Consider the following 14,177-nt stretch of genomic DNA (forward strand, 5'->3'; position numbering starts at 1 on the left):
GCCCATACACCACTCTTGACGTTAGCTCCGCCGGGCCGACGCCTCGCGTCAGATCGTTCACCAGCCATTCCAATCCATGAATAGACTTGACTCCGCTTCGACCAACCCGCCGTCATCGGACGGGTTCCAGTACGCCCTTGAGGGTGAGATCCACGCGATACTGGACATCCTGGCCATGCAGGAGCGCAGCCTCGACTTGCGCTTGCCGGATGGGCGCACGCTGCGCACGAAAGTATTGTCCGTGGATGCGCCAGCCCGCACGTTTACGCTCCAGGGATACGTCAGCGAGCCTGACAATGAGGCAGTACTGGCCTGCGCGCAAAGCGAACTTTCGACTGTCCTGGATGATGTGTCGCTCACGCTTTGCCTGGGCGCCCCGGCCCGCTCCCTGTTCGCCGGCGCCGCTGCGTTCTCGGTGCCATTCCCGGAAAAACTGTCCCAGGTGCAACGGCGGCGGGACTACAGGGCGGAGACGCTGGACTACCAGTACACATTCGAGGCCGAGTTGCCCGACGGCACCGGACTCATCCTGGACATTGCCGATCTTTCGGCGTCCGGCGTGGGGCTGCGCTCGCGCACGCCAGGTACGAATACCCTGGCCGTCGGGACGTTGCTGCCCAAAGGCAGGCTGCGCTTTGGCACGCTGGCAAGCCTGGAGGTAGGGGTTCGCGTGGTACGTTACCAGCCGGTGGATACCGCCGACGCCGCGGTACACCACTACGGCTGCGAATTCGTCGCGTTCGAACAAGGCGCCCTGCTCGATTGAGCGGAGTCATTCAGCCGGAGTCATTCAACTGGAGTCATTCATGTCCCACCCGCATCGCGTCATTGGCGCCCTGCTGCTTTCGATGTTTTCGCTTACTGCATTGGCACATGAATCGCTGTGCGCGGCGGGCGAGAAAGTTGCGTTCTCATGCACGGTCAAAGGCAACAAGGTTGTATCGCTTTGCGCTTCGCCAGATCTTTCCAAAACGAAAGGGTACGTGCAGTACCGCTTTGGAAAAAAGGGGGCCGTCGAGCTTGCTTACCCGAAACTCACGGATGATCCGCGCAAGCACTTCCGGTGGGGCGTCACCGCTTACTCAGGTGGCGGCACCGATTACTTCAGGTTCTCCAACGGGGGCTACGACTATGTGGTCTACGCAGGCAGCGGCAAGGGCTGGGAAAAAGAAGGGCTTGTCGTCGAGAAGGACGGCAAGCGCGTCGGCAGCTTACCCTGCCGTGACGGAGGGCTAGGTCCGGACAACTGGGCAGTCATGTATTCCGCAGGTTTGCCGGAGCTGGATCAGAGCAAGCCATCGGATCAATTCGATATGCCCTGACCCTACCCTGATCCCGGCAAGGGGCGGCAGCGCGCGCAGGTCGACCCTGCGCTGACCGCGCCGGCCAGCCGGATGCTCTCCGGGCCGATGCCAAAACCCTGGCCGAACCGGCATCCCGACGGCAGCCGCCCGGTCAGCCGTGCCGCCCCGCGCAACCCACGATTTCGGCCAAACAAGGGGCGCCCGAGGCCAAATCCGCCGCCCCGGGCATCCGCGGCCAACCGCGTGGCGTATAGTCGTCGCTGACGAACGGTGCCGTGCCTGGCTTGTCCCGCACGGCACCGGTATGCGTCCCCAGACATCGGGCCGGCACGCCAGTTGCCGCCACTACCAAGGACAACATCATGAAGACCAAAGCCGCCATCGCCTGGAAGGCCGGTGCCCCGCTGACCGTGGAAGAAGTCGACCTGGACGGCCCGCGCGCCGGTGAAGTGCTGGTAGAGATCAAGGCCACCGGCATCTGCCATACCGACTACTACACGCTGTCCGGCGCCGATCCTGAAGGCATCTTCCCGGCCATCCTGGGCCACGAAGGCGCAGGCATCGTTACCGACGTGGGCCCCGGCGTGACCTCGCTCAGGCCCGGCGACCATGTGATCCCCCTCTACACGCCGGAATGCCGCCAGTGCAAGTTCTGCCTGTCGCGCAAGACCAACCTGTGCCAGGCCATCCGCGCCACGCAGGGCAAGGGCCTGATGCCCGACGGCACCTCGCGCTTCTCCATCGACGGCAAGCCGATCTTCCACTACATGGGCACCTCCACCTTCGCCAACCACATCGTGGTGCCGGAGATCGCCCTGGCCAAGATCCGCCCGGATGCCCCTTTCGACAAGGTTTGCTACATCGGCTGCGGCGTGACCACCGGCGTGGGCGCCGTGCTGTTCACCGCCAAGGTGGAAGCCGGCGCCAACGTGGTGGTGTTCGGCCTGGGCGGCATCGGCCTGAACGTGATCCAGGCGGCCAGGATGGTGGGCGCCGACAAGATCATCGGCGTGGACCTGAACCCCGGCCGCGAGGCCATGGCCCGCAAGTTCGGCATGACCCACTTCATCAACCCGAACGAGGTGGAGAACGTGGTGGACCATATCGTGCAGCTGACCGATGGCGGCGCCGACTACTCCTTCGAATGCATCGGCAACACCAAGGTCATGCGCCAGGCGCTGGAGTGCTGCCACAAGGGCTGGGGCAAGTCGATCATCATCGGCGTGGCCGAGGCCGGCGCGGAGATTTCCACCCGCCCGTTCCAGCTGGTCACCGGCCGCGAATGGAAGGGCTCGGCCTTCGGCGGCGCGCGCGGCCGCACCGACGTGCCGAAGATCGTCGACTGGTACATGGACGGCAAGCTCAATATCGACGACCTGATCACCCACACCCTGCCGCTGGAGCGCATCAACGAGGGCTTCGACCTGATGAAGCGCGGCGAGTCGATCCGCTCCGTGGTCCTGTACTGAGGCCCGCCATGCTCGAACTACTCTCGGAGCACGGCTGCTTTGGCGGCGTGCAGCGCTTCTACCGGCACGCCTCGACGACCATCGGCCTGCCGATGCGGTTCTCGGTATTCCTGCCGGCGCAGGCATTGATCCAGCCCGAACAGCGCCTGCCCGCGCTGTTCTACCTGGCCGGCCTGACCTGCACCGAGGAAACCTTCATGATCAAGGCCGGCGCGCAGCGCGTTGCCGCCGAGCATGGCCTGATCCTGGTGGCGCCCGATACCAGTCCGCGCGACACCGGCATCGCCGGCGAAGCGCAGGCATGGGATTTCGGCGCGGGAGCGGGTTTCTACCTGGACGCCACGCAGGCGCCCTGGAGCCAGCACTGGCGCATGGAAAGCTATGTGGCGCAGGAGTTGTTCGGCCTCGTCACCACCGCGCTGCCCGCCGATCCGCAGCGTGTCGGCATCTTCGGCCATTCGATGGGCGGCCATGGTGCGCTGGTGCTGGCGCAGCGCCATCCCGGCCGCTTCCGCTCGGTGTCGGCCTTCGCGCCCATCGCCGCGCCCATGCGCTGTCCATGGGGAGAGAAGGCCTTTACCCGCTATCTGGGCGAGGACCGCGCAAGCTGGGAGCAGTACGACGCCTCAGCGCTGATGCGGCGCCAGGCCAGCGCGCCCTTCCCACGCGGCATCCTGGTCGACCAGGGCCTGGCCGACAAATTCCTTGCCGAACAGCTCTACCCCGAAGCCTTCGAGGCCGCCTGCGCCGCCGTCGGGCAACCGCTGCTGCTGCGCCGGCACGAGGGCTACGACCACGGCTATTACTTCATCTCGACCTTCATCGAGAACCATATCCGGCATCACGTAGCGCAACTCTGACCCCATGCGGCGGGCGGGGATCCGCCCGTCCGCCTGAACAAGGCATCATGAGCAACCTGACCGCCATCGAACTCAAGGCCTTTGTGCCCGCCCGGGATTTCGCGCTATCCAGGCAGTTTTACCAGGACCTGGGATTCGTCATGCCATGGAGCGACGACAACCTGGCCTACCTGCATCACGGGAAGTGCTGCTTCATGCTGCAGAACTTCTATGTGAAAGAGCTGGCCGAAACCTGATGATGCATCTGCTGGTGGAAGATGTGCAGGCCTGGTGGGACAAGATCAATGCACAGGATATCGGCGGGCGCTACGGCGTCAGGATCGTGCCGCCGCAGGACCAGCCCTGGCAGATGCGCGACTTCGTGCTGATCGATCCGTCCGGGGTGTTGTGGCGTATCGGGCAGAACCTGGAATAAGCGCCGGTGCAGGCGGCGCCGCCTGGTAATACGTTGAAACACGCCGGCGCCCAATGAAACAGAATCCGTCGCGCACCGCCTTGCGTTGCGGCAGGCCGCGCTGGTAGTGTCCTGGATCGCCGTGGCCGCGTCATCCGAACGCGGCTTGCGGCCATCCGAAGGACTTCATCATGACCCGCAGCGCCCATGCTTTTCGCCTCGTTCCCATGGTGGTCGCGCTATGCTTATCGCCCGCCGCCTTCGCGCAGGGTTCACCCGCGGCTGGCGACGAAGCCATGAGCGCCATCCAGAGCAATTTTGCGCGCATGACGCCTGCGCCGCGCACGGTGGACAGCATCAATCAGGAACTTAAGCAGAGCCATGCCGCGGCGACCGGTGCCGCCGGACGTGGCGGCGGCCGGGGCCGGGGCCGCCAGCGCTCGCAGGATAGCGCACAGAACGCCCCGGGCGGCAGCGCCGCCGATACGCCGGCAAGCCAGGATTTGGGGCTGCACGCCAACGCGCCGGGCGCCACGGGCGCTACGCCTTCAGGCAGCCAGTAAAGCCCCGCCTGTTGTCTGTTATCTGTTGTCTATTGCTGCGCCACCCCGAAACGCTCGCGGTAGTCCCGCGGCGTAATGCCCATCTGGCGCAGGAACGCGCGCCGCAGCCCCTCGTCCGAACCAAATCCGGTGCGCGCGGCAATGGACTTGAGCGGCAGCTCGCCTTGTTCAAGCAGCCGCCGCGCCCCTTCGATGCGCGCCGACTCGATAAACGCCATCGGGCTGCTACCCGTCTCCCGCGCGAACACGCGCCGAAAATTGCGCTCGCTCATCGCCACCCGGCCCGCCATCTCCGCCATCGTGAAATCGTGCGTCAAATCCGAGAGTATCCAGTCCTGCACCCCGCGAATGCCGGCGTGGCTGGTGGCCTGGCTGGCCAGATGCAGGCTGTACTGCGATTGTCCCCCGGGACGCTTGAGGTAAACCACCAGTTCACGCGCGAGGTCTAGCGCCAGTTCGCGGCCAAGGTCTTCCTCGACCACGGCCAGCGCCAGGTCGATGCCCGCAGTCACCCCGGCCGAAGTCCACAGGTTGCCCTGGCGCACAAAGATGGCGTCCGCATCCACCTCCACCGCCGGAAAACGCTGGCGCAGCAGCGCGGCCACGCCCCAGTGCGTGGTCGCCCGGCGCCCGTCGAGCAGGCCCGCGGCGGCCAGGAAGAACGTGCCCGAACACAGCGCGATCAGCCGCCCGATGCGCGGCGCCACCGCGCGCGCCCAGGGCACGATGCCCTGCGCCTCGTCCATGGCGCGCTCGATATCGCGCGCGCCCACGATCAGGGCGACGTCCGGCAGCAGCACGGTATCCAGCCGGGCCGTGGCCTCCAGCGTCATCAGCGTGTCCGAGCGCACCGGACCCGTTTCCAGCGCGACGATCCGGGTGGCGTAGGCCGGCGGCTGCCCGCGCTGGGCCAGGCGCACATTGGCGTAGTCGAACACCGTCATCGGGCCGACCGCCTCCATGGCCTTGAATCCGGGGTACACCACGATATCCACCCGCCGTGGGGCGGCGACTGCCTGCGCTTGCATCGATCTGACCGGAATGGAAAGCGGCGATCTTACCCCACTGCCGGCCACGCCCTCGCGCCGGTACAAGCGCTACAAGCATATGCAGCCGCCGCATTAGTCGGTGGGCGTGCAAGCTTGTGCCAACAAATTCGTTCTGTTGCAGTGAACCAGTTCTTAGCATGGTGCATATCGTCCACATCCCGCAGCCTACCGAGGAGTGTCATGCACCAAGAGCCAGAGCAGCCGTCCGCCGTCAACCGTTCCTCGCCCGAGGGCAATCCGCGCAGCACAGGCACCCTGAGCCGCCGTGGCTGGCTGCAGGCCGCTGGCACGCTCGCCGTGGCCAGCGGCGTCGCGCCATTTATCTGGACCTCCAGGGCCAGCGCCGCCAGCGGGCAGCTCAAGCCGATCAAGCTGGCCTGGAACGCCAGTTCCGTGTGCCTGGCGCCGGTTGCCGCGGCGCTGAAGGAGAACATCTTCCGCAACCACGGGCTGGACGTGGAACTGATCAACTTTGGCGGCTCGACCGACCAGTTGCTCGAAGCCATTGCTACCAAGAAGGCGGATGCCGGCGTGGGCATGGCGCTGCGCTGGCTCAAGCCGCTCGAACAAGGCTTCGACGTCAAGCTGACGGCGGCCACCCACGGCGGCTGCATGCGGCTGCTGACCCTGAGCAACTCGGGCGTGACCGACCTGAAGAGCCTCAAGGGCAAGACCGTGGCCGTCAGCGACATGGCCAGTCCGGCCAAGAACTTCTTCTCCATCCTGCTGGCCAAGCGCGGCATCGACCCCGTGCGCGATGTGCAGTGGCGCCAGTACCCGGCCGACCTGCTCGGCATCGCCCTGGAAAAAGGCGAGGCTCAGGCCGCCGCCGACGGGGACCCGCGCACGTACCTGCTGCGCAAGGAGCGCGGCCTGGTCGAGGTCGCCACCAACCTGTCGGACGAATACGCCAAGCGGGCCTGCTGCGTGCTCGGCATTCGCGGCAGCCTGATCCGCGAGGACAGGCAGACCGCCTCGGCGCTCACCCACGCCGTGCTGCAGGCGCAGGACTGGACGGTGGCCAATCCCGAAGGCGCGGCGCGGCATTTTGCCGAGTTCGCCAAGGTGCCGCAGGCCGATGTGGTGGCCATGCTCAAGAGCCATACGCACGGCCACCATCCGGTGGGCGCGGACCTGAAGAAGGAGCTGGCGCAATACACCGACGAACTCAAGCTGGTGTCGGTGATCCGGCCCGGCACCGATTCCAGCAAATTCGCGGAGCGCATCTATGCCAACGTTCTCGGCTGACGGGCAGCGCGGCGCGCTGGACAGTGCACAGGCGCTTGCCGGACACGATGCCTTCGATGCGCCCGATGACTTCCTGGCCTTGCCCGCGCCCGCGATCCCGCGTGTCTGGCTGGCCGGCGCACTGGCCGCGGCGGCCTGGCTGGCCGTCGCCGCCGTGGTGAAATTCTGGCCCGAGCCGGAAGACTGGCCACTGACGCATGAAACCGCCTCGCTGTTCGCGGGTATCGCCGCCGTGCTGCTGGTGCTGGCATTCGTGCAGCACCGGCTGGGCGGCATCGGCGCCGCGCTGCGCCGTGCCGGACCGTGGCTGCTGGTGCTCGCGGTGCTGACGCTGATCTGGGAACTGGTGACCGCCAAGCTCGGCCTGTTGCCGCGCCCCTTCTTCGCGCCGCCGCAAGCCCTGCTTGAAGTGTTTCTCGAGGACTATGCGCGGCTGGCCGACGCAGTGGCGCACTCGCTGCGCCTGCTGGCCACCGGCTACCTGCTGGGCGCGCTGGCCGGCTTCCTGACCGGCGTGGCCATCGGCTGGTCGAGCCGCGCCGGCTACTGGGTCCACCCGGTGCTGCGCCTGCTGGGGCCGCTGCCGGCCACGGCGTGGCTGCCGATCGTGTTCTTCGCCTTTCCCAGCAGCGCCAGCGCGGCCACCTTCCTGGTGGCGCTGGCGACCTGGTTCCCGGTCACGGTGCTGACGTGGTCCGGCGTGGCGGCGGTGGACCCGGCGTATTACGACGTGGCCCGCACCCTCGGTGCCAAAGAGCGCTTCCTGGTGCTGAAAGTCGCCGTGCCCGCGGCGCTGCCAAGCGTGTTCGTCGGCCTGTTCATGGGCCTGGGCGCATCGTTCTCGGTGCTGGTGGTGGCCGAGATGCTGGGCGTCAAGTCCGGCCTGGGCTGGTACCTGCAATGGGCCCAGGGCTGGGCCGCATACGCCAGCATGTACGGCGCGCTGCTGGTGATGGCGATCCTGTTCTCGGGGCTCATCACACTGCTGTTCCGCTCGCGGGACCGCCTGCTGGCCTGGCAAAAAGGAGTGGTCAAATGGTAAGCGCCGTGCTCGACGAACCCGCCCAGGCCCAGCCTGTGCAAGCTGCCATCGACAAGGCCGGCGCCGCCGGCAACGGCGTGCGCCTGACCATCGACCAGGTCAGCCATCATTTCACGCTGCGCGACCAGGTGCTGCCGGTGCTCAGCCGCGTCAGCCTGACTGCGGAGCCGGGCGAGTTCGTTGCCCTGCTCGGCCCCAGCGGCTGCGGCAAGTCCACCCTGCTGCGGCTGGTGGCCGGACTGGAGCCGCCACGGCGCGGCACGCTGGCGGTGGATGGCGTGACGATCGGCGGGCCCGACCCGAGCCGGGTGGTGGTGTTCCAGGACCCCACGCTCTACCCGTGGCGCACCGTATGGGACAACGCCGCGCTCGGCCTGGAAGCGCGCGGCTTGCTCGGCAGCCAGCACGCCCGCGTGGACGATGCGCTGGCACGCGTGGGCCTGACCGACTTCGCCCGCGCCTATCCGCGCCAGCTGTCCGGCGGCATGGCGCAACGCGCCGCGCTGGCGCGCGCGCTGGTCAACGAGCCACGCCTGCTGATCCTCGACGAGCCGCTGGGCAAGCTCGATTCGCTGACGCGCCTGAGCATGCAGGGCGAGCTGGTAGCGCTGTGGCAGCGCTCGCGCTTTACCGCTCTGCTGGTCACGCACGACGTGGAGGAAGCGCTGCTGCTGGCCACGCGCGTGATCGTGTTCAGCGAACGCCCCGCCCGCATCACGGCGGAACTCAGGATCGACCGCGACTATCCGCGCCATCGCGACGACCCCGAACTGATCCGGCTGCGCCGCGAGATCCTCGGCCTGCTGGGACTGGGCCAGGGATGGTAAGCCAACGCAGGCGAGGCGGCCATGCCCGATGAGCTCTGGCATCTGCGCGGCACATGGTGGCTGGGGCCCGACCCGCTACCGGGCGGCATGGCGGACGGCATGCGTACGCGTACCCAGCCGCGCTTGCCCTCTGGCATCCCGGCGGCGGCAAGGCGCATAGCGGGCGTGATCGCCCTGGCGGCTTGCGCGATCGCCCTGCCGCTTTGGCTCTTCGCCGGCACGCCGTGGCAATCGCACGCCGAACCCGGTCCCCTGCTGCGCCAAGCCCAGGCGCGTGGCGAACTGGTGGTGGGCGTGCATGCGCATCCGCGCCCGACGCCGCCGGGCCGGCCGCTGGTGGCAGAGCCCGATCCGGGTGAAGCAGGGCTGGCCGCGGAACTGGGCCGCGCACTGGGCGTCCCGGTCAGGCTGCGGCATTTGCCGGTAGCCAGCGCCGGCACCAGTGACAACGAGCACCCCGCTATCGATCTCGCCTTTGGCGCGGCGGCGGACGGCGCGTATCCGCGCGCAGCCTCGGTACGGGCACCAGGCACGCCTCGTGGCACTTTGCTGACCCTGCGCTTCGCGCCGGTAAGCAGGCTCGATGCGCTCCACGGCAAGACCGCCTGCGTAAGCGAAGGCAGCCCTTTCCAGGCGCTCCTGAGCCGGGCTGGCGCCGGGCTTCGCCGCTATCCCTCCCCGCTGCAGTCGCTGCTGGCGTTCCGCCGTGGCGAGTGCGCGGCGGTGGCGGAAGATGCCGCGCTGATCGCGCGCGTGATGCGCTTGCCGGAATGGCGCTTTTTTGCGGCGGCGCCGCTGCTGCTCGATGGCGAGGGCGCGGCGCTGACGCTGCGCCAGCCAGACGCGCAATCCGCGCGCTACCTGGAACGCTGGCTGGCGCGCTGGCAACGCGACGGGCGGCTTGCACGGCTGCGAGATGCAGCCGCCGGCGACGCCGCCTTCAACATGATGCTGGTCGAGAGCGGGCTGATCTGCCATTGAACATCCACCAGACAAAACAGGAGCAAGAATGCATTTGAAACCCACCGGCACGACCAGCCGGCAGCGGATTTCGGGGTGGCATCGCGAAAGCGGCTTCACGCCGGCCGCGCCGCCCCCCGATGCCACCGGTACGGCCGGTGCGGCGCGTCCCCTGCGCACGGACGAAGCCTTGCGCGCATTGTCCGCGCGCTTTGCCGCACGCGCCGCCACGCATGACCGCGACGCCACCTTCGCCTTCGAGAACATCGCCGAACTCCACCAGCTCGGGCTGCTCGACCTCACCGTGCCGCGTGCGCTCGGCGGTGCCGGCGCGGGCCTGGCGGAAGCGCGCCGCGTGGTCCATCACGTGGCTGCGGGCGATCCGTCCACGGCACTGGTGCTGGTGATGCAGATCCTTGGTCATCGCAACCTGGCACAAGACACGCAATGGCCGGCGGACGTGCGCGAACAGGTGCAACGCAGCGCGGTGGAACAAGGCGCGCTGATCAACTCCCTGCGTGTGGAGCCCGCGCTGGGCTCCCCCGCGCGCGGCGGCCTGCCGGCCACGGTGGCGCGCCGGCAGGGCGACGGCTGGCTGCTGTCGGGCCACAAGATCTATTCCACCGGCATCCCGGCGCTGAGCTGGCTGGCCGTATGGGGCCGCACCGACGAGCCCAGCCCGCGCACCGGTGTGTTCCTGGTGCCGCGCGACGCGCCCGGCATCAGCGTATTGCCTACCTGGGACCATCTCGGCATGCGCGCCACCGGCAGCCACGACGTGGTCTTCGACAACACCCCGCTGCCCGCCGCCTACGCGGTCGACCTGCGCCTGCCCGAAGCCTGGGCGGAGCGCCATGACCCGGCCTGGGCCGTGTGGACATCCACCTTGCTCGGCACGCTGTACAACGCCGTGGCGCACAGCGCCCGCGACTGGTTTGTCGCGTGGCTAAACCTGCGCGCGCCCGGCAGCCTGGGCGCGCCGCTGGCCACGCTGCCACGCTTCCAGGAAGCGGTGGGCCGCATCGACAGCTGGCTGCTGGCCAACCGCATCCTGCTGGACCGCTTCAGCGCCGATGCCGATGCGGGCGCGCCTGCCAGCGCCACGGACAGCAACCTGCTCAAGCTCAACATTACCGACAACGCCATCGCCGCCGTCGAGCTTGCGGTCAGGCTCGCCGGCAACCCCGCCTTGTCGCGCGGCAACCCGCTTGAGCGCCATTACCGCAACGTGCTGTGCAGCCGCATCCATACACCGCAGAACGACGCCATCCTGGTGAGCGCCGGCGAGCAGGCGCTGCGCGCCGCGGCGCACGCATACCCGCCCGGCACCAACGCCTGAGACCATCATGACCCGACCCGATTCCCAGCCGCGCCGCATCGCCATCGTGGGGGGCGGCATGGCCGGCACCCTGACCGCCATCCGGCTGCTGCGTGACAGCAGCGCGCCGCTCGCCATCCACCTGTTCGAGCCGCGTGCCGAGCCGGGGCGCGGGCTGGCCTACAGCACGCAAGACCCCGCCCACTACCTCAACGGGCCCGCGCTGAACTTCAGCCTTCATCCCGATACGCTGGAAGACTTCTCGCAATGGCTGGTGCGCCATGGCCATGCCGCCCCCGCCGAGGCCGACAACGCCTTCGCCCCGCGCAGCGTGTACGGCGATTACCTGCAAGACACGCTGGCGCGCGCGCTGGCAAGCGCCGCCGGGCGCGCCACGCTGGTACACGTGCAAGCGGAAATCACCGACCTGACCATCGGCGTGCCGCACCGTGTGCGCAGCGCCGATGGCCGCGCCTGGGATGCGGACCACATCGTGCTGGCCACCGGCGTGCAGCCCGCGCGGCCGGCGCTGGCGCAAGACGACGCGCTCGAAGCCGATAGCCGCTACGTCCCGGACCCGTGGCAGCCCGAGGCACTGGCCCGGCTCGCGAACGCACGCGAGATCGCCCTGATCGGCACCAGCCTGACCATGCTCGACGTGGTCGCCACGCTGGAACGGCTCGGCTTCACCGGCACCTACCACGCGTTCTCCCGGCGCGCGCTGGTACCCTGGCTGCGCCACAACGCCGGCCCCTGCGACGACTTCCTGGCCGCCGCCGGGGCCGAAGCGCTGGCCGCGCCCACCGCGCGCGACGTGGTCCGGCGCGTGCGTCGGCAAAGCGCTGAACTGGCGGCACAAGGCCTCGACTGGCAAAGCGTGCCACCCGCGCTGCGTACCTACATCGGCCCGCTGTGGGCAGCCGCCAGCGTGCCGGAACGCCAGCGCTTCCTGCGCCATGTGCGGCCATTCTGGGACAACCTGCTGCACCGCGCCGCACCGCCCACGCATGCGGTATTCGAAACGGTGCGTGCACAGGGACGCCTGCACGTGCATGCCGCCCGCGTCACCGCACTGGCGCCGGCCGATGACGGGGATGCCGCGAGCGGCTGGCAGCATGGCGGTCACGGGAGCGAGGGAAGAAGCCACCGCGTGGCCCTGCACCTGTCGCGCCCGCTGCCCGCGCCCTCCACGGTGGACGCGGCCATCAACTGCACCGGCGCGGAATACGGCTGGCACGCCGGCAACACCCGGCCGCTGGTGCGCAGCCTGCTGGCGCGCGGCCTGGTCCGGCCAGCGGCAGCCGGGTCCGGCCTCGACGGCGACGCGCGCGGCCGCGTATTCGATCGCGGCGGCCGCCTCGTGCCCGGCCTCAGCGCGCTGGGCGCACCGCTGCGCGGAGCACTATGGGAGTCGGGGACCATCATCGACGTGCGCAACCAGGCGGCAGCGCTGGCGGCACGGCTGGTGGAAGAACTTGGACTGGCGGCCGAGACCGAGGCGCAGGCGGCTTAGCGGGCTGGCATCTGGCCAAGGGCAAGCGCAGCCTGATTCAGCCAACGCTTGCCAAAGGCATCCGGTGTTGGCATATAATCCCGTCCGGGCGCCGGCAGGGCGCCCGCACCCGCAAAAGCCAGCGCACCTGCCTGCCCGTACCGTACGGCGCCGCGCGATCCAGCCCGGCACCGCCAGTTCGTTGCAAGAACCACACCGTTGACCTTTTTTGCCGCCGCGGGAAACGGCAATGCAAGGACATGACATGTGGCTCACAACGCTCAACACTCCATCCCGCCTTCCCAACAGCGACTTCCTGCGCCGCCATGCACGCAGGCTGCTGCGCCAGCTCCACGCCGAAGAAGCCATGCAGGCGCTACCGGTAATCCGGCGCATCCACCGCGAGCAGGTACGCGCGCAAAGCGTCGCGGAACTCTACCGGCTGCGCCACACACTACAGCTCAAGCACTGCCTGCAACTGCTGGCGGCCGAACTGGGCTACGACAGCTGGTCCGCATGCAAACGCGACATCGACGGCCGCCCGGCCCGGGTACTGGACCGCTACCGTCTCGACCTCGGGCAGTTCGGCGACTACCAGCAACTCTGGTTCGCCGACCGGCAAGGCGCCCAGGCATGGCAAGCGTCCAACGGCGGTTACGTGGTGGCGTATGGCGAGCAGGCGGCGGTACTGCTGACTGGCAACGCCATGCCGGCGATGCGTGACTGACGGGGGCGCACTTCGGCTCGGGCCGGGGGGGCAAGGGGAATAGAGGCAGCGGGGAATTCTTGCCGCCCCGGAAACAAGCCGGCGCCATTTCTGTTTTCCATGTGCCACCTCATCGGCACGTAGTACCAGGATGCCGCGCATGTCTTGCTCGCGCCGTGCCTACCGCCTTCGGATAGCCCTGCTTGCGATACCACTTCCCAGCGTTCTTTGCATTGAGTTCCGCACCACGATCAGGGGAGAGACCTTCATGGATCGCCTCGATACGGAAGCGGTATGCGACGGGCATCCGCAAATGGGCGCGAGCCCCTGTTCGCTGAAAATTCGGTTGGCGCATCAGCTGGAGCCGGGATGCTCCCGAAGGTTCCATTAATCACTGCCGCGAAGCCTCACTCCTCTGTTGGCGTCGCGGCCCTCGACGCTGCCGCCGACTGTTGTTGTTCAATCACCGTTTGAGTTATCGTAACGCCTCATTGCCATGTTGTTTTCACGGCTTTGATGGATGCGTTCCATACTGGACCGACTGCTGTTTGCAAGCCTTGGCAGCATCGAAGCGATACCCCGGTTTTCCGTGACGACTCATCACATCGCTTCGGGTCGCAAACGCACGCTGTTGAGCAGCGTATCCCTAGGTCTTTGAAAATTAGCAGACGGGAATTGGGGGTGGGCGAAACGACTTGCTCCAGCCAAGGAACATCGGTCTTATGAAGTCCATTGTCGCCCTTTCTCATCATTTCATCGGTGAATGGGATGGATATCGTTGCTTGTTGGTTCGCAACTCGCCTTCGCGCGTATCGACTCTGTGCTGGAACGTTCCCGGGCTGACATCTCTGGCAATTTCAATGTCGTCGCCCCAGTATTCGTATTTCTCGTAGCTGATTCCGCTACGAGCGGGCCGATCCATCACAAGTCGGCCAATGCACCACG

The 14,177-nt window shown here is 67.7% G+C and carries 15 protein-coding genes and 1 pseudogene; 14 read left to right on the plus strand and 2 right to left on the minus strand.

The window, feature by feature from the left end; genetic code table 11:
- Window positions 1–76 precede the first annotated feature (76 nt).
- From CF70_RS16120 to CF70_RS16145, 7 genes are all read left to right on the plus strand, one after another.
- Complete coding sequence (locus tag CF70_RS16120; RefSeq protein ID WP_081862204.1) at window positions 77–766, plus strand: flagellar brake protein; 690 nt, start codon at window positions 77–79, stop codon at window positions 764–766.
- A gap of 40 nt (window positions 767–806) precedes the next feature.
- Window positions 807–1,322 carry a hypothetical protein gene (locus tag CF70_RS16125; protein ID WP_035866612.1) on the plus strand — a complete coding sequence of 172 codons (516 nt, stop codon included), beginning with the start codon at window positions 807–809 and terminating at the stop codon, window positions 1,320–1,322.
- Window positions 1,323–1,666: 344 nt separating this feature from the next.
- Complete coding sequence (locus tag CF70_RS16130; protein WP_035866615.1) at window positions 1,667–2,773, plus strand: S-(hydroxymethyl)glutathione dehydrogenase/class III alcohol dehydrogenase; 1,107 nt, start codon at window positions 1,667–1,669, stop codon at window positions 2,771–2,773.
- Between the two features lie 8 nt (window positions 2,774–2,781).
- Window positions 2,782–3,633 (plus strand): S-formylglutathione hydrolase, encoded by an 852-nt coding sequence (fghA, locus tag CF70_RS16135; RefSeq protein ID WP_035866617.1) that lies wholly within the window; start codon window positions 2,782–2,784, stop codon window positions 3,631–3,633.
- A gap of 47 nt (window positions 3,634–3,680) precedes the next feature.
- Window positions 3,681–3,869 carry a hypothetical protein gene (locus CF70_RS37905; protein ID WP_235185074.1) on the plus strand — a complete coding sequence of 63 codons (189 nt, stop codon included), beginning with the start codon at window positions 3,681–3,683 and terminating at the stop codon, window positions 3,867–3,869.
- The gene (locus CF70_RS37910) at window positions 3,869–4,048 is read left to right on the plus strand and encodes a VOC family protein (protein ID WP_235185075.1); all 180 of its coding nucleotides are present in this window, start codon (window positions 3,869–3,871) and stop codon (window positions 4,046–4,048) included. Before CF70_RS37905 ends, CF70_RS37910 begins: the two co-directional genes overlap by 1 nt.
- 170 nt (window positions 4,049–4,218) lie before the next feature.
- Window positions 4,219–4,590 (plus strand): hypothetical protein, encoded by a 372-nt coding sequence (locus tag CF70_RS16145; RefSeq protein ID WP_035866619.1) that lies wholly within the window; start codon window positions 4,219–4,221, stop codon window positions 4,588–4,590.
- Window positions 4,591–4,619: 29 nt separating this feature from the next.
- On the opposite strand, the gene CF70_RS16150 is transcribed toward CF70_RS16145, so the two are convergent.
- Window positions 4,620–5,618 (minus strand): GlxA family transcriptional regulator, encoded by a 999-nt coding sequence (locus CF70_RS16150; protein WP_035866621.1) that lies wholly within the window; start codon window positions 5,616–5,618, stop codon window positions 4,620–4,622.
- 201 nt (window positions 5,619–5,819) lie between these two features.
- Between CF70_RS16150 and CF70_RS16155 the strand changes: the two genes are divergently transcribed.
- From CF70_RS16155 to CF70_RS16185, 7 genes are all read left to right on the plus strand, one after another.
- Window positions 5,820–6,887, plus strand: coding sequence for an ABC transporter substrate-binding protein (locus tag CF70_RS16155; protein ID WP_200876761.1), 1,068 nt, complete (start codon window positions 5,820–5,822; stop codon window positions 6,885–6,887).
- Window positions 6,868–7,929, plus strand: coding sequence for an ABC transporter permease (locus CF70_RS16160; protein WP_035866623.1), 1,062 nt, complete (start codon window positions 6,868–6,870; stop codon window positions 7,927–7,929). Before CF70_RS16155 ends, CF70_RS16160 begins: the two co-directional genes overlap by 20 nt.
- Complete coding sequence (locus CF70_RS16165; RefSeq protein WP_081862205.1) at window positions 7,923–8,756, plus strand: ABC transporter ATP-binding protein; 834 nt, start codon at window positions 7,923–7,925, stop codon at window positions 8,754–8,756. Before CF70_RS16160 ends, CF70_RS16165 begins: the two co-directional genes overlap by 7 nt.
- A 21-nt stretch (window positions 8,757–8,777) precedes the next feature.
- Window positions 8,778–9,737 carry a transporter substrate-binding domain-containing protein gene (locus CF70_RS16170; protein WP_035866625.1) on the plus strand — a complete coding sequence of 320 codons (960 nt, stop codon included), beginning with the start codon at window positions 8,778–8,780 and terminating at the stop codon, window positions 9,735–9,737.
- Window positions 9,738–9,765: 28 nt separating this feature from the next.
- Complete coding sequence (locus CF70_RS16175; RefSeq protein WP_051648552.1) at window positions 9,766–11,055, plus strand: acyl-CoA dehydrogenase family protein; 1,290 nt, start codon at window positions 9,766–9,768, stop codon at window positions 11,053–11,055.
- 7 nt (window positions 11,056–11,062) lie between these two features.
- Window positions 11,063–12,547, plus strand: a complete 1,485-nt coding sequence (locus CF70_RS16180; protein WP_035866628.1) for an FAD/NAD(P)-binding protein — start codon at window positions 11,063–11,065, stop codon at window positions 12,545–12,547.
- Window positions 12,548–12,791: 244 nt separating this feature from the next.
- On the plus strand, window positions 12,792–13,253 hold the full coding sequence (locus CF70_RS16185) for a hypothetical protein (protein ID WP_035866630.1): 462 nt from the start codon (window positions 12,792–12,794) through the stop codon (window positions 13,251–13,253).
- A 727-nt stretch (window positions 13,254–13,980) separates the two neighbouring features.
- On the opposite strand, the pseudogene CF70_RS36650 reads toward CF70_RS16185, so the two are convergent.
- A pseudogene (locus CF70_RS36650) lies at window positions 13,981–14,177 on the minus strand (hypothetical protein); the annotation flags it as partial.

The organism is Cupriavidus sp. SK-3, from assembly GCF_000611145.1.
Lineage (GTDB): Bacteria > Pseudomonadota > Gammaproteobacteria > Burkholderiales > Burkholderiaceae > Cupriavidus.

Excerpts from the sequence above, each read along its gene's own strand:
- CF70_RS16130 (WP_035866615.1), top strand. The coding sequence starts at position 1,667 with ATGAAGACCAAAGCCGCCATCGCCTGGAAGGCCGGTGCCCCGCTGACC.
- CF70_RS16150 (WP_035866621.1), bottom strand. The coding sequence starts at position 5,618 with ATGCAAGCGCAGGCAGTCGCCGCCCCACGGCGGGTGGATATCGTGGTG.
- CF70_RS16165 (WP_081862205.1), top strand. The coding sequence starts at position 7,923 with ATGGTAAGCGCCGTGCTCGACGAACCCGCCCAGGCCCAGCCTGTGCAA.
- CF70_RS37905 (WP_235185074.1), top strand. The coding sequence starts at position 3,681 with ATGAGCAACCTGACCGCCATCGAACTCAAGGCCTTTGTGCCCGCCCGG.
- CF70_RS37910 (WP_235185075.1), top strand. The coding sequence starts at position 3,869 with ATGATGCATCTGCTGGTGGAAGATGTGCAGGCCTGGTGGGACAAGATC.
- CF70_RS16160 (WP_035866623.1), top strand. The coding sequence starts at position 6,868 with ATGCCAACGTTCTCGGCTGACGGGCAGCGCGGCGCGCTGGACAGTGCA.
- CF70_RS16170 (WP_035866625.1), top strand. The coding sequence starts at position 8,778 with ATGCCCGATGAGCTCTGGCATCTGCGCGGCACATGGTGGCTGGGGCCC.
- CF70_RS16185 (WP_035866630.1), top strand. The coding sequence starts at position 12,792 with ATGTGGCTCACAACGCTCAACACTCCATCCCGCCTTCCCAACAGCGAC.
- CF70_RS16145 (WP_035866619.1), top strand. The coding sequence starts at position 4,219 with ATGACCCGCAGCGCCCATGCTTTTCGCCTCGTTCCCATGGTGGTCGCG.
- CF70_RS16175 (WP_051648552.1), top strand. The coding sequence starts at position 9,766 with ATGCATTTGAAACCCACCGGCACGACCAGCCGGCAGCGGATTTCGGGG.
- CF70_RS16180 (WP_035866628.1), top strand. The coding sequence starts at position 11,063 with ATGACCCGACCCGATTCCCAGCCGCGCCGCATCGCCATCGTGGGGGGC.
- fghA (WP_035866617.1), top strand. The coding sequence starts at position 2,782 with ATGCTCGAACTACTCTCGGAGCACGGCTGCTTTGGCGGCGTGCAGCGC.
- CF70_RS16125 (WP_035866612.1), top strand. The coding sequence starts at position 807 with ATGTCCCACCCGCATCGCGTCATTGGCGCCCTGCTGCTTTCGATGTTT.
- CF70_RS16120 (WP_081862204.1), top strand. The coding sequence starts at position 77 with ATGAATAGACTTGACTCCGCTTCGACCAACCCGCCGTCATCGGACGGG.
- CF70_RS16155 (WP_200876761.1), top strand. The coding sequence starts at position 5,820 with ATGCACCAAGAGCCAGAGCAGCCGTCCGCCGTCAACCGTTCCTCGCCC.